The sequence below is a fragment of the Alteromonas sp. 1_MG-2023 genome (assembly GCF_030547075.1).
In the GTDB taxonomy this organism is placed as follows: Bacteria; Pseudomonadota; Gammaproteobacteria; order Enterobacterales; family Alteromonadaceae; genus Alteromonas.
This window is the reverse complement of the sequence record NZ_JAUOQH010000001.1, coordinates 457,679-470,920: the sequence shown is the minus strand read 5'-3', so window position 1 is coordinate 470,920 and position 13,242 is coordinate 457,679. Positions and strand designations below refer to the sequence as shown.

Sequence of the window (13,242 nt, the reverse complement as noted above, 5' to 3'; positions counted from 1 at the left end):
ACCTAGTGAAACAACCTTAATGCTGGAATGTCACGACTGAACCCACTTTTTTAAGCTGTAAGTAAATGACGCCTAACAATTTAGTGTACGGAAAAAATCCTTTATGCAAGGCGGAAAGTTTCCATATATCACCCAAATAATAAGTTAACTTTCGCATGTAAGTTAACTTTTATCAATATCCTACACTTTGTATCTGAAAACACTGTACTTAAGTACGGAATTCTTCCTTTTTATTTTACGCCGTATCAAAAAATCGTAATGCTGTATGTAATTACAGTTTAAATGTGAAGAATAAAAATGAAGTCGATGTTTATGCAAATGGTGGTTCAACACATGCGAAATCGCCGTTATGCCAAGCGCTCTATCCAGCTTTATAGCGGGTGGATTATTAGTTATATCCGCTTTCACAATACAAAGCATCCTGCCGATATGGGAGACAAAGAGGTAGAGTTATTTCTATCTCACTTAGTAAATATAAAGAATGTGGCGCCAGCCACGCAGGCGAGTGCACTCAATGCGTTGGCATTTCTATATCGAGACATTTTAGAAAAGCCTCTTTCCTTAAGTCTTGATTTCGTTACAAGCCGCAGGCAAGCCAAGTTACCCGTTGTGCTTACGCAAGAAGAGGTAGTCACGCTTTTTGCTCAACTTCCCGCTCATTTAAAGTTACCCATTTCATTGCTGTACGGAAGTGGTTTACGTTTAATGGAAGCCGTTCGGTTACGGGTGAAAGACATCGATTTCGATTATAACGCTATTCGAATTTGGGACGGAAAAGGCGGAAAGCACCGTGTTGTTACTTTAGCCGCAGAGCTCAAGCCTGGGCTTACTCGGCAAATAAGTATGGTTGAAACTTACCTCATTGCTGATTTAGATAACCCTAATTACCAAGGGGTATATCTGCCGCATCGTTTGCGGGTCAAATATCAAAATGCGCCTAAGGAGTTGGGCTGGCATTACCTTTTTCCCTCTTCCCGTTTATCGGTTGATCCCGAAGATAAAAAAGTGCGTCGACATCATATTGATGAGTCAAGCATACAAAAGGCGATAAGAAATACTGCCAATGCATGCGGGCTTAAAAAGAAGGTGACGCCGCATACCTTACGGCATTCGTTTGCTACTCACCTTTTACAGTCGGGGGCCGATATCCGCACTGTGCAAACGCAGCTAGGTCATTCTGATGTGAAAACCACCCAAATTTATACGCATGTGTTGCAACAGGGCGCCCAAGGGGTAGTTAGCCCGCTTTCCCGTGTCTTAAAATAGTATTTGTTACTAAAAAAGCATTGAGCGTCAAAAGCGAACCAACAAAAAAGGGCCCGAAGGCCCTTTTAATAAAACGTGAATAACTAATTAAACACGTTCAAATACAGTAGCAATACCTTGGCCTAAACCAATACACATGGTGGCTAAGCCTAGCTCTACATCTTGCGATTCCATCAGGTTAATCAAGGTACCTGAAATACGTGAACCAGAACAACCTAGTGGGTGACCTAGTGAAATAGCGCCGCCGTTAAGGTTAATCTTGTCATCAAGATTGTCCATCCAACCTAGTTGCTTAATGCACGATAGTGCTTGGGCAGCAAAGGCTTCGTTGAACTCAGCAAGTTGAATATCGTCCATGCTAAGGCCTGCACGTTTAAGCGCTTTCTGTGTTGCAGGTACTGGGCCGTAACCCATAATAGCTGCATCACAACCCGCCACTGCCATTGAACGAATTTTAGCGCGAGGTGTTAAACCTAGTGCTTTCGCTTTATCGGCAGACATAAGTAACATAGCAGACGCACCATCAGACAACGCTGAAGATGTACCTGCAGTAACGGTTCCATTTACTGGGTCGAATACAGGGCGAAGTTGCGCCATGCTTTCAGCGGTGCTTTCTGGGCGAATAACTTCATCATAATCAATCAGTTTAAGCGTACCGTTGGCATCGTGACCTTCAATAGGCACAATCTCGTTAGCCCAGCGGCCTTCAAGGTGTGCTTTATGCGCTAGCTGATGCGAACGTGCACCGAAGGCGTCTTGCATTTCACGGCTAATACCGTTTTGACGGCCAAGTAGCTCGGCAGTCATACCCATCATACCTGATGCTTTTGCGGTGTACTTAGCTAGGCCTGGGTGAAAGTCGATGTTGTAGTTCATAGGTACATGACCCATGTGCTCAACACCACCAATCATATATATATCGCCACGGCCACTCATAATACCGCTAGTAGCGTCATGCAATGCTTGCATCGAAGAACCGCATAAACGGTTAACGGTGACTGCACCTGTGGTACGTGGAATTTGGGTTAGCAACTGGGCATTACGCGCAATGTTGAAACCTTGTTCTTTGGTTTGCTGTACACAGCCCCAAATAATGTCTTCAATTTCTGCTGGATCAACACCTGGGTTGCGCTCTAGTAACGCGGTCATTAGCGCGGCAGACATAGTTTCTGCACGAACATTTCTAAATACACCGGCTTTCGAGCGTCCCATAGGGGTACGAACACAATCGATAACTACGACTTCTTTCATTATTAGTCTCCTTGGGAATTAAGCGAAGTAAGATTTACCTTCAGCGGCCATCTTGCGAACGCCATCTGAAATTTGGTAAATCGGGCCAAGACTGGCGTATTTGTCGGCTAGTTCGACAAAGTTCGCTAATCCCATTGTTTCAATCCAGCGGAATACACCACCGCGGAATGGAGGGAAGCCTAAACCGTAAAGTAAGGCCATATCTGCTTCAGCTGCAGTACCTACAATACCTTCTTCTAGGCAACGAATTGCTTCGTTAGCCATAGGGATCATCAAGCGTGCAATAATATCTTGCGCGTCGAAGTCCTTGGTATCGGCAGTAATAGGCGCAAGCAAGCTATACGCTTCTTCAGCAGCCACTTTGGTAGGCTTGCCGCGCTTGTCTTTACCGTAGTTATAAAAGCCTTTGCCATTTTTCTGACCTAAACGTTTTTCTTTGTAAAGAACGGTTACTGGGTCGTCGCCAATACGTGCCATACGCTCTGGAATACCCGCAGCCATAACGTCTGCAGCATGGTCGCCAGTATCAATACCAACAACGTCCATTAGGTAAGCAGGGCCCATTGGCCAGCCGAACTGTTTCTCCATTACTTTATCAACGGCAACAAAATCAGCGCCATCTATTAGCAACTTACTGAAGCCTGCAAAGTAAGGGAACAATACGCGGTTTACTAAGAACCCTGGGCAATCGTTAACTACGATAGGGGTTTTACCCATGCGAAGTGTGGTTGCCACTACTGCATTGATAGTGTCTTCCGAGGTGTTTTCACCACGAATGATTTCTACCAATGGCATGCGGTGTACTGGGTTAAAGAAGTGCATACCACAGAAGCGTTCTGGCTTATCTAAGCTTTTTGCTAGTTGGTTAATTGAAATAGTAGAGGTGTTAGAACAGATGATAGCGTCATCGGCCACTACGTCTTCTACTTCTTTAAGCACAATGCCTTTTACTTTCGGGTTTTCAACAACCGCTTCAATCACAAGGTCTGCGTCTTTAAGCGTGTTGTAGTCAAGAGTAGGCGTAATAGCGTTAAGGGTTTTTGCCATGGTTTTGGCATCAACTTTACCGCGCTGCATACCTTTACCAAGAATATTGGCGGCTTCGTTTAAGCCTAGGTCTAGTGCATCAGTGTTAATATCTTTCATTATCACTGGCATGCCTTTAACAGCACTTTGATACGCAATACCGCCACCCATAATACCCGCACCCAGTACGGCATTAAGTTTTACATCTTTTGTGGCAGCTTTAGCTTGTTTCTTACCTTTACCTTTTACTAGCTGGTCGGCTAGGAAAATACCAATTTGCGCTTGCGCTGCATCGGTTTTAGTTAGGGCAACAAAACCTTCATTTTCAAGCTTCAGTGCGCCGTCGCGGTCAAGACCAGCGGCTTTTTGAACGGTTTCTACCATCTTGTGCGGAGCAGGGTAGTGTTTGCCTGCTTGGGCAAATACCATAGCTTGCGCAGTAGAGAAGCTCATCATGGCTTCGTTTTTGTTCAGTTGTAATGGGGCTTTTTTCTGAGCACGACGTGCTTCCCATTTAAACTTGCCATCTACCGCATCTTCTAGCATAGAAAGGGCACTGTCGCGTAATGACTCAGGTGCAACTACAGCGTCAACGGCGCCTTCAGCAAGGGCTTTTGCGCCTTTTCTATCTTTACCTGTGGTCATCCACTCTAATGCGTTATCAGCACCAATCAAACGCGGTAAACGTACGGTGCCACCAAAGCCAGGCATTATGCCTAGTTTAACTTCTGGTAGGCCAATAGATGCTGTTGTGTCTGCAACGCGTAGGTCACAAGCTAGTGTCATTTCACAGCCGCCGCCCAGTGCAAAACCGTTAATGGCAGCAATCGTAGGGAAAGGTAAATCTTCAAAGCGGTCGAACACTTGAGAGGTATTGGCAACCCAGTTTAGTACTTCGGCTTCGTCCATCGCGAATAAGCCGGTAAATTCGGTGATATCAGCACCTACAATAAATGCAGATTTTGCACTGCGTACTACTAAGCCTTTAACACCACTCTCTTTTAGCAGTGCTTGGGTTGCTTCATCAAGTTCTGTCACCGTCTGGCGGTCGAACTTGTTTACTGAACCTTCGGCATCGAATACCAGTTCAGCAAAACCGTCATCTAACAGACTGACGGATAAACTCTTGCCTGTGTATATCATTATCATCTCCTTCGGCGTTGGCCGGGATATTAGTGAAGCAATCTAACCATTCGCTATAAGCGTATAAACCAATCATACATTCTGGTCGTACCACAACACTAATGCGTTAGGGTGGCTAGCTTTTTAACTAAACTTAAACAAAATATCAATGAAAAATTCAAACGAGTGTTTCAATTGTTAAAAATGGTGGCCATTCATTGAAAATCAAGCTCGATTTCAATAATAGTGCTTGTATAATGGGTGCTATTGACGCAAAGCGCCAATCCAGCAAAAGAATAATCTACAATCATGACGTCAATGTTTGTAAGTCATAATCATCAACGCTGGCACTTTTTACTTCTGTGGCACGGAGCCACGCCGATAACTTATCGGCTTCAGGCAAGCATCGTTTTATCATTACACCAACTCTGGTGTGTTTGAATGCAACAAGGGGTAGGAGTTCACATTGTGTCGAATAAAGTAGGAATAAATTTTTTTCCAACTGCATTAGCGTTTTTTAAGCGGTTGCCTTTGCGCAAGCCATTGGGGTTATTTACGTTAGTGGCTATCTCAAGCTGCTTTCAGTTTAGTTATGCGCAAGTTTCCCCGCTTTTTCCCGACGATATTTACGCCGATGAGCGGGCGCGGTTTCTTATTTTAGAAAAGAGTTTGCGTACTTTACCTAAAAGACGTTTAGAAGATTTAGACGCAGAAATTTACGGTTTAGCAAACTATCCTCTCTATCCCTATCTACTTCGTTTGCGCCTAGAGCGCACTATGTCGCTTAAAACCCAGCGAGAAGTAGAGCAATTCTTAGAAGATTACGCGGGGCAACCTGTCAGTTATGGTTTGCGTTATCGCTGGTTAAACTATCTCGCCTCTCGGGGTCACGAAAATGCGTTTTTGGACAGTTACCGAAATGGCATGGGCGCTAAACTTACCTGCCAAGCGTTGGGCTATAAACTAAAACGTACCGACGATCCTAAACCTGTGCTAATCGATGTCGACCCACTTTGGTATAGCGGTCAATCGCAGCCTGATGAATGCGATCCGTTATTTGCAAAATGGCGAAGCAATGGCCTTATGACCGCCGATAAAGTGGTTAAGCGTATAGCCATTGCAGCGAAAGAAGATAATCGCCGCATTATTCCGTATTTAAAGCGTCAATTGCCAACCAATCAGCAATATCTTGCTGATGCCTGGTCTGCGGTATCAGGCGACGTAAGCCTAGTTAACCGAACCCGTCTGTTTCCTATGAAGCACAAGAGCAGCGAGGCTGAAATTCTAACCTGGGGCATAGAAAAGCTAGCGTGGCGAAATCCTAAAGCGGCAATGAAGGCTTACAATACTTATGCCACTAAAGACATTTTCTCAGGGCCTGAATTGCATATTATGCAGCGCGCCATTGCGCTAAGTGCCACCCTCGACTTTTTACCTGAAGCCCATGAATGGCTAGACAAGGCTGATATTGCCGGTGCTAGTGATGATGTGAAGCTATGGCATGTGTCGTTTTTACTGCGCGGCAAACAGTGGCAGCGAGTATTAGATGTTATTGATTCAGCCAGCCCTGAACTGCAGGAAGAAGAAAACTACCGCTATTGGAAAGCCCGCGCATTAGAAGAGCAGGGCAATGTGATGCAGGCTTCGGTAATGTATAAGCAGTTAGCCAATGAACGCAATTATTATGGCTTTATGGCCAGTGCGCGAATAAATAGCCAACCTAATTTGGCACATACGCCAGCACCTAGAGTACAAAGTGCGGTGCATGCTATTGCGAATACGCCAGCCACCCAGCGTGCGTTAGAGTTCTACCGATTGGAACGTTCTACTGAAGCGCGCCGCGAGTGGCGTCACTTACTTTCTATATTGCCCAGTGCGCAGGTTACTGATGCAGGCGTATTGGCGTACGAGTGGGGAATATACGACCAAGCTATTGTTAGTTTTGCTAAAAGTGGTTATTGGGACGATGTTGAGCGCCGTTTCCCCTTGGCGTTTGAATCACAATTCAGTGAAAAGAGTGAAACATACGACGTATCAAAAGCGTTTGCGATGGCAATTGCCCGTCGTGAAAGCTCGTTCATGGTAGATGCGGTATCGCCAGTTGGCGCGGCAGGGTTAATGCAACTTATGCCTGGTACGGCGCAGTATTTAGCCAAAAAGAAAGTGAGTCGTAACACGCTGTTCCAAGTGGAGAACAACCTCGACTACGGCGTGCAATACTTGCGCTATTTAGGTGATAAACTTAACGATAACCCAGTATTAGTGTCGGCATCTTATAATGCGGGCTGGCGTAAAGTAATGGAATGGTTACCCGCGGGCGAAGCATTGCCTGTGGATATATGGATTGAAAACATTCCGTACAAAGAAACCCGCAGTTATGTAAAAGCGGTATTGGCCTATCAATACATCTATGAGCATCAGTTGGGCGAAAATAAGAACGTTTTCCCGCAGCTTACTCAAGATGTTATTCCTTCATCAAGTGCCTTAAGTACGAACCCTGTAACGGGAAGCTTGCAATTAGCGCCTCGCTAGCACTGATATATAACTAATGCATACCAGCTGCTCGGTGAAAGGCGGGCAGCTATCGTGGTAAACTTAAGCACGTTATAAAAAATGGCTAGTAACAAGTCGCTAATTGATGAAGACGAATTAGCCATATAAATCAAAAAAACGACAATGAGGTGTTATGTCAAAACATCAGGCAAGCTATCAGCAACATATCGAGGAACTTCAATCTCGCACTCGCGAAGCACTTCAGCGTGAAGGGCTAGAAGGGGTAGTCATTCATTCAGGGCAAGGCAAACGCTTGTTCTTAGACGACAACCATTATCCATTTAAGGTAAACCCTCAATTTAAAGCTTGGGTGCCGGTTATCGATAACCCTAATTGCTGGTTAGTGGTTAATGGAGAAGATAAGCCAACGCTTATTTTTTACCGCCCTGAAGACTTTTGGCATAAAGTGCCACCAGAGCCGCAAGATTTTTGGACCGACAGCTTCAACATTATTTTGCTTCAACAAGCCGATGCGGTAGAAAAGCATCTGCCTTACGATAAGCGCGGTTTTGCTTATATTGGTGAATACATTGAAGTTGCTAAGGCGCTAGGGTTTGAGAATGTAAACCCAGATAGAGTGCTGCACTATTTGCATTACCAGCGGGCGTATAAAACCGATTACGAACTAGAATGTATGCGTGAAGCAAACAAGCTAGCGGTAGCGGGGCATAAAGCGGCAGAGCAAGCGTTTATTGAAGGCAAAAGCGAATTCGATATTAATTTAGCGTACAGCGCTGCGTGCCGCCAAGGCGATAACGATGTGCCTTACACCAGTATTATTGCGCTGAACGAACATGCTGCAATTTTGCATTACATGCAGTGTGATACCACGGCGCCTGGGCAGTCTCGTTCGTTCTTAATTGATGCGGGCGCGAATTATCATGGCTATGCTGCTGATATCACCCGTACCTACAGCCAAAACTCAGCGTTATTTTCAGACCTTATTCAGGCCGTTGATAAAGTGACGTTAACCTTAGTTGATTCCCTTAAGCCAAGTGTGGCGTATACCGATATACATTTGCTTGCCCATGCAGGTATCGCCCAAATTCTACAAGACACGGGCATTGTGAATCTACCAGCGGCCGATATTGTAGAACAAGGTATTACCCGTACTTTCTTCCCTCACGGTATTGGGCACTTTTTAGGGCTACAAGTGCACGATGTAGGTGGTTTGGTGAACGACGACAGAGGTACACCTAAACCTGCCCCTGAAGATCATCCTTTCTTACGCTGTACGCGCATGATTGAGGCACGTCAGGTATTTACTATTGAGCCTGGTTTGTACTTTATCGACAGCTTGCTCAGAGATTTAAAAGCAACACCTACGTCGAAATACATCAACTGGGATACAGTAGATTTGTATCGTCCATTTGGCGGTATTCGCATTGAAGACAACATTATTGTGCACCGCGATAGAAACGAAAATATGACCCGAGACTTCGATTTAAAGTGATCTCATCTAGCTGCGCTAACTTATGAATATTTAAGTGTAATAGTGTAATAGAGCACAGCACAATGTTGAGTACCTTGAAATATATACCAGAAGGCAGCTAAATTAGGCTGCCTTTTTTTATGTAACATCATTTACTTTAAGCGATAAGCGTACCCAGCACATTGCATTTGGGCAAAGGAGCAAACATGCAGCAACCCGATATTGTTAACTTGGTTATTGTAGCCACCTTGGCAGGGTTGGCTATGCCAGCAGGTGCACTTTTGTCTAGAATGAAAGACTTGCGTCCTAAGTGGTTAGAGCAAGAGGTACGACACGGTATTTTGGCATTAGGGGCTGGTGCGCTTATTTCAGCCGTAGCGTTGGTATTGGTGCCTGAGGGTATTGAAGATGTATCGGTATTCATGGCGTGTAGCTGCTTTATTGGCGGGGCGCTTGCCTTTATGGCGTTGGATATCTATTTGGCTAAAAAGAAAACCGCAGGCAGTCAACTTGCCGCCATGTTAAGTGATTTCGTACCAGAATCGGTTGCCTTGGGTACAACTGCTGCATTAGGGGGCGGTACTATGTTGTTAGGCGTGTTAATTGCGGTACAAAATTTACCGGAAGGCTTTAATGCTTATCGGGAAATGACCCCTAAAAACAAAAAGCGCAGCTCAAAACTAATCTGGATCTTCGTGTTAATGAGCTTACTTGGCCCCATAATGAGCTTGGTGGGTTTCTACTATCTTGCCCAATATCCCGTATTGATGAGTGGCATTATGCTCTTTGCTGCAGGGGGTATTTTGTATTCGGTATTTCAAGACATTGCCCCAGGTATTCGCATGGAAAACCATTGGTTGCCACCGTTAGGCGCAATAATGGGGTTTTTAGTGGGGCTGGTAGGCGCTATGCTTGAAGCGGGTTAACGCACTAGCTAGTGCGTTCTACCGAAATATGAGCAAGGGCAATTAATGCCTCTTTATAAGGTGAATCTGGAATAATAGACAAACTATCAATGGCCATTTTCACTTCATTGTTGGCACACGTACGGGTGTAATCTAATGCCCCAGTGCTTTCCATGATTTGTTGGATGCGAGAAAGGTGAGGCAAACCGTTGCTTTGCTCTATGGCGTCACGAATTAGTGCCTTGTCATCTTCGCTGTCGGTATTCCACATTGCGTATAGCAAAGGCAGCGTTGGCTTTCCTTCCGCTAAATCATCGCCAGCGTTCTTGCCCATTTCATCACTGTCAGCCATGTAATCTAAAATATCATCAGCTAGCTGAAAAGCGGTGCCTAAGTGCTTGCCATATTCTTGCATGGCATGTTCAACACTTTCTGACTGGTCGGTTAATACCGCAGCCAATTGTGTCGCTGCTTCGAACAAGCGGGCTGTTTTACCGTAGATAACGTCGAAATAACGGGCTTCTGTGGTAGATGCATCATTACAGTTCATTAACTGTAACACTTCGCCTTCAGCAATTTGGTTAGTTGCTTCAGATAAAATATCCATCACACGCATGCGTTTCAAACTTACCATCATCTGAAATGAGCGGGTATATAAGAAATCACCTACCAAAACCGAAGCTTGATTGCCAAACACGGCGTTAGCGGTTTCGCGGCCACGTCGCATGGTCGATTCATCAACCACATCATCGTGCAGCAAAGTAGCGGTATGTATAAATTCAACAATAGCGGCAAGGGTGTGATGGTCTGTATTCTCTATTCCCATCGCACGGGCACTTAGCACAGTAAGTAGTGGGCGAAGGCGCTTACCGCCGCTATTTACAATGTAGAATCCCAATTGATTGATAAGCGCAACGTCAGAGTCGACTTGCTGTTGAATCAGTTGGTTAACCGCTTGCATATCATTATCTGATAGCGCACGTATTTGATTTATATCCATTGGCATCGGCGTAAAAACTTATTCATTTCTTAGGCAATTATAGGGGCTGATTGTACCTGAATGTGCCGTACTATCCACCGAATTAAACGTATTAGCCACCGAATTAAACGCATTGGCCGCCATATTTAATGATTCGTCGCCGAATTGTCATGAAAAATCACGGTTAATACATTTTATGGAAATTTATATACCGCCGACCGGCCAATCGTTCATTTCGTTGTTACCTTATGTCTTATTATAGGTGCTATCGCGTAATTTTGACCTGAAGTATGTATTTTCAGAAAAATTCTTTTTGCTAGCTGCGAAGTACAGATCAAAATGCTACAATCTCGGATCTGTTATTCGATCGTTTTGATCATTGTGATTTAAAGGCGCTATTCTTGAGCGTTTTTCATGATCAGATCGGCGCGATTGAATCGTATTCGATTTTCCATCTACAGGTAATCTATTTTATGCCTTTTTTAGAGGCATTAATGCTTATCGAATTTGGCGGTTATCATCTTGAATTTTACCGTTTGTCATTTACTTAGTACTGTTTTCTAAGTGTGACATCGTGCATTTTTGGGTGAATTCACGCGAAAATTCACCCATGTTGGAAAAATAATCTACTTTTATCAGAATCGGGGTTGTGATTTACGGATGTTTCACGTACAATTCGCGCCCTGTTTTTTGAATTGATTGCGTCAGTGACGCAGAGCGGAGTTAACTATGTACGCGGTTTTCCAAAGTGGCGGTAAACAACACCGTGTGGCCGAAGGCCAAACCGTTCGTCTAGAAAAAATCGAAGTTGCCCCAGGTGACACGATTGAATTCGACAAAGTTTTAATGGTTAGTAACGGTGACGATGTAAAAATCGGCACACCAAACGTTGCTGGTGGTAAGGTGACTGCTGAGGTGGTTACACACGGTCGTGGCGATAAAATTAAAATCGTTAAGTTCCGTCGTCGTAAGCATTCACGTAAGCAGATGGGTCACCGTCAGTGGTTCACGGAAGTGAAAATTACTGGCATTAACGCTTAATAGGAGCACGAACACATGGCACATAAAAAAGCTGGTGGTAGTACCAAAAACGGTCGTGATTCAGAGAGTAAACGCCTAGGTGTTAAACGCTTTGGTGGAGAATCTGTTCTTGCTGGTAACATCATTGTTCGTCAACGTGGTACTCGTTTCCACGCTGGTGACAACATGGGTATCGGTAAAGACCACACGTTGTTTGCATTAAAAAGCGGTAAAGTTCAGTTTGATGTTAAAGGACCGAACAACCGTAAATTTGTAAGCATCGTAGCAGAGTAAGCGCTTTAGCTACTCGCCGAACAGGCTTAGAAAAACCCCGCGCTTGCGGGGTTTTTTGTTTTATGGAAACCCGCGCTTTAGTATTCGGGCAGTACATAACAATTTGGTGTAAACTTAGTAGCTAAATACTGAGTATAAATAACCCCTACGGCAACTATGCCCGGAGTGATAAATGAAATTTGTAGATGAAGCTGAAATTCGTGTTGAAGCCGGTGACGGTGGCAACGGCGTAATTGGCTTTAGACGGGAAAAATATGTTCCCAAAGGTGGCCCTGATGGTGGCGATGGGGGCGACGGCGGTAGTGTTTTTCTTCTTGCCGATGAAAACCTGAATACATTGATCGACTATCGTTTCGAGCGTTTTCACCGTGCAGAGCGTGGCCAAAATGGTCAAGGCGCTAATTGTATCGGCCGTGGCGGTAAAGATTTATCCGTAAGTGTTCCTGTAGGAACCCGTGCTACCGATAGCGATACTGGTGAAGTACTTGGCGACCTTACTCGCCATGGACAACAGCTTAAAGTGGCACAAGGTGGATTTCACGGTTTAGGTAATGCGCGCTTCAAAAGCAGTACTAACCGTGCACCACGTCATAAAACTAATGGTACGCCAGGGGAAATTCGTAATTTAAAACTCGAATTAATGCTGTTGGCCGATGTGGGCTTACTAGGTATGCCGAATGCAGGTAAATCTACCTTCATTCGTTCTGTATCTGCAGCTAAGCCTAAAGTGGCTGACTACCCGTTTACTACGCTAGTGCCAAACCTTGGTGTAGTACGTCAAGACGCACAGCGCAGCTTCGTCGTAGCCGATATTCCAGGGCTTATTGAAGGTGCAGCAGACGGCGCAGGTTTAGGTATTCGTTTCCTTAAGCACTTAGAGCGTTGTCGTATACTGCTTCATGTTGTAGACATCATGCCAGTAGATGAAAGCGATCCTGCTGAAAACGCTAAAGCTATTGTTGAAGAGCTTGAAAAGTACAACCCTAAATTAGCAAGCAAGCCTCGCTGGTTAGTGTTTAACAAAGTTGACTTGATGCTTGAAGAAGAAGCCAACGAGCGCTGCAAAGAAATTGCCGCACAACTTGGTTGGGAAGGCCCAATATACCAAATTTCTGCTTTCCAGAAGATTGGTTTAGAGCCGCTTTGCCGAGAAATCATGAACTTCATCGATACACTTCCAACCGAAGTTATCGCAGAAGAAGAAACGAAAGATGTTGAGTTCAAGTGGGATACTTATCATCGTAATACGTTAGAAGCACAAGACGCTGAGTTAGGCGAAGACTTCGAAGACGATTTAAGTGATGACTTAGATGACGATGAAGATTGGGACGACGATGACTACGATGTAGAAGTAGAGTACCGTCGCTAATTGAACAACATTAAAACCGCTAGTT

The 13,242-nt window shown here is 44.7% G+C and carries 10 protein-coding genes; 7 read left to right on the top strand and 3 right to left on the bottom strand.

All coding sequences use genetic code 11. The features are described from left to right. Window positions 1–297: 297 nt before the first annotated feature. Window positions 298–1,266: an integron integrase gene (locus Q4561_RS01955; RefSeq protein ID WP_303457156.1), complete on the top strand. Its 969-nt coding sequence runs from the start codon at window positions 298–300 to the stop codon at window positions 1,264–1,266. A gap of 87 nt (window positions 1,267–1,353) precedes the next feature. Here the strand turns inward: Q4561_RS01955 and fadA are convergent, their stop codons facing one another. Continuing rightward, window positions 1,354–2,517: an acetyl-CoA C-acyltransferase FadA gene (fadA, locus tag Q4561_RS01950; protein ID WP_211070024.1), complete on the bottom strand. Its 1,164-nt coding sequence runs from the start codon at window positions 2,515–2,517 to the stop codon at window positions 1,354–1,356. Between the two features lie 18 nt (window positions 2,518–2,535). After that, window positions 2,536–4,686, bottom strand: a complete 2,151-nt coding sequence (gene fadB / locus Q4561_RS01945) for a fatty acid oxidation complex subunit alpha FadB (protein ID WP_303457151.1) — start codon at window positions 4,684–4,686, stop codon at window positions 2,536–2,538. A 447-nt stretch (window positions 4,687–5,133) separates the two neighbouring features. On the opposite strand from fadB, the gene Q4561_RS01940 reads away from it, so the two are divergent. The 3 genes from Q4561_RS01940 (at window position 5,134) to Q4561_RS01930 (ending at window position 9,576) form a co-directional block, all read left to right on the top strand. Continuing rightward, window positions 5,134–7,197 (top strand): transglycosylase SLT domain-containing protein, encoded by a 2,064-nt coding sequence (locus Q4561_RS01940; protein ID WP_303457149.1) that lies wholly within the window; start codon window positions 5,134–5,136, stop codon window positions 7,195–7,197. Between the two features lie 154 nt (window positions 7,198–7,351). After that, on the top strand, window positions 7,352–8,671 hold the full coding sequence (gene pepQ, locus Q4561_RS01935; protein ID WP_303457147.1) for a Xaa-Pro dipeptidase: 1,320 nt from the start codon (window positions 7,352–7,354) through the stop codon (window positions 8,669–8,671). 185 nt (window positions 8,672–8,856) lie between these two features. Beyond that, complete coding sequence (locus Q4561_RS01930; RefSeq protein WP_303457145.1) at window positions 8,857–9,576, top strand: ZIP family metal transporter; 720 nt, start codon at window positions 8,857–8,859, stop codon at window positions 9,574–9,576. A gap of 4 nt (window positions 9,577–9,580) precedes the next feature. Here Q4561_RS01930 and ispB read toward each other — a convergent pair whose 3' ends face one another. Further along, window positions 9,581–10,555 carry an octaprenyl diphosphate synthase gene (gene ispB, locus Q4561_RS01925; RefSeq protein WP_303457143.1) on the bottom strand — a complete coding sequence of 325 codons (975 nt, stop codon included), beginning with the start codon at window positions 10,553–10,555 and terminating at the stop codon, window positions 9,581–9,583. 708 nt (window positions 10,556–11,263) lie between these two features. On the opposite strand from ispB, the gene rplU reads away from it, so the two are divergent. The 3 genes from rplU to cgtA all read left to right on the top strand — a co-directional run bounded on the left by rplU (window position 11,264) and on the right by cgtA (window position 13,217). Then, complete coding sequence (rplU, locus tag Q4561_RS01920) at window positions 11,264–11,575, top strand: 50S ribosomal protein L21 (RefSeq protein ID WP_013785542.1); 312 nt, start codon at window positions 11,264–11,266, stop codon at window positions 11,573–11,575. A gap of 15 nt (window positions 11,576–11,590) precedes the next feature. Continuing rightward, complete coding sequence (gene rpmA / locus Q4561_RS01915; protein WP_013785541.1) at window positions 11,591–11,848, top strand: 50S ribosomal protein L27; 258 nt, start codon at window positions 11,591–11,593, stop codon at window positions 11,846–11,848. 172 nt (window positions 11,849–12,020) lie between these two features. Further along, the gene (gene cgtA / locus Q4561_RS01910; protein ID WP_303457141.1) at window positions 12,021–13,217 is read left to right on the top strand and encodes an Obg family GTPase CgtA; all 1,197 of its coding nucleotides are present in this window, start codon (window positions 12,021–12,023) and stop codon (window positions 13,215–13,217) included. The last annotated feature ends 25 nt before the right edge of the window (window positions 13,218–13,242 follow it).

Bases quoted from the DNA above. Each gene is read 5' to 3' on its own strand.
- rpmA (WP_013785541.1), top strand. From the start codon at position 11,591: ATGGCACATAAAAAAGCTGGTGGTAGTACCAAAAACGGTCGTGATTCA.
- fadB (WP_303457151.1), bottom strand. From the start codon at position 4,686: ATGATATACACAGGCAAGAGTTTATCCGTCAGTCTGTTAGATGACGGT.
- rplU (WP_013785542.1), top strand. From the start codon at position 11,264: ATGTACGCGGTTTTCCAAAGTGGCGGTAAACAACACCGTGTGGCCGAA.
- fadA (WP_211070024.1), bottom strand. From the start codon at position 2,517: ATGAAAGAAGTCGTAGTTATCGATTGTGTTCGTACCCCTATGGGACGC.
- cgtA (WP_303457141.1), top strand. From the start codon at position 12,021: ATGAAATTTGTAGATGAAGCTGAAATTCGTGTTGAAGCCGGTGACGGT.
- ispB (WP_303457143.1), bottom strand. From the start codon at position 10,555: ATGGATATAAATCAAATACGTGCGCTATCAGATAATGATATGCAAGCG.
- Q4561_RS01955 (WP_303457156.1), top strand. From the start codon at position 298: ATGAAGTCGATGTTTATGCAAATGGTGGTTCAACACATGCGAAATCGC.
- pepQ (WP_303457147.1), top strand. From the start codon at position 7,352: ATGTCAAAACATCAGGCAAGCTATCAGCAACATATCGAGGAACTTCAA.
- Q4561_RS01930 (WP_303457145.1), top strand. From the start codon at position 8,857: ATGCAGCAACCCGATATTGTTAACTTGGTTATTGTAGCCACCTTGGCA.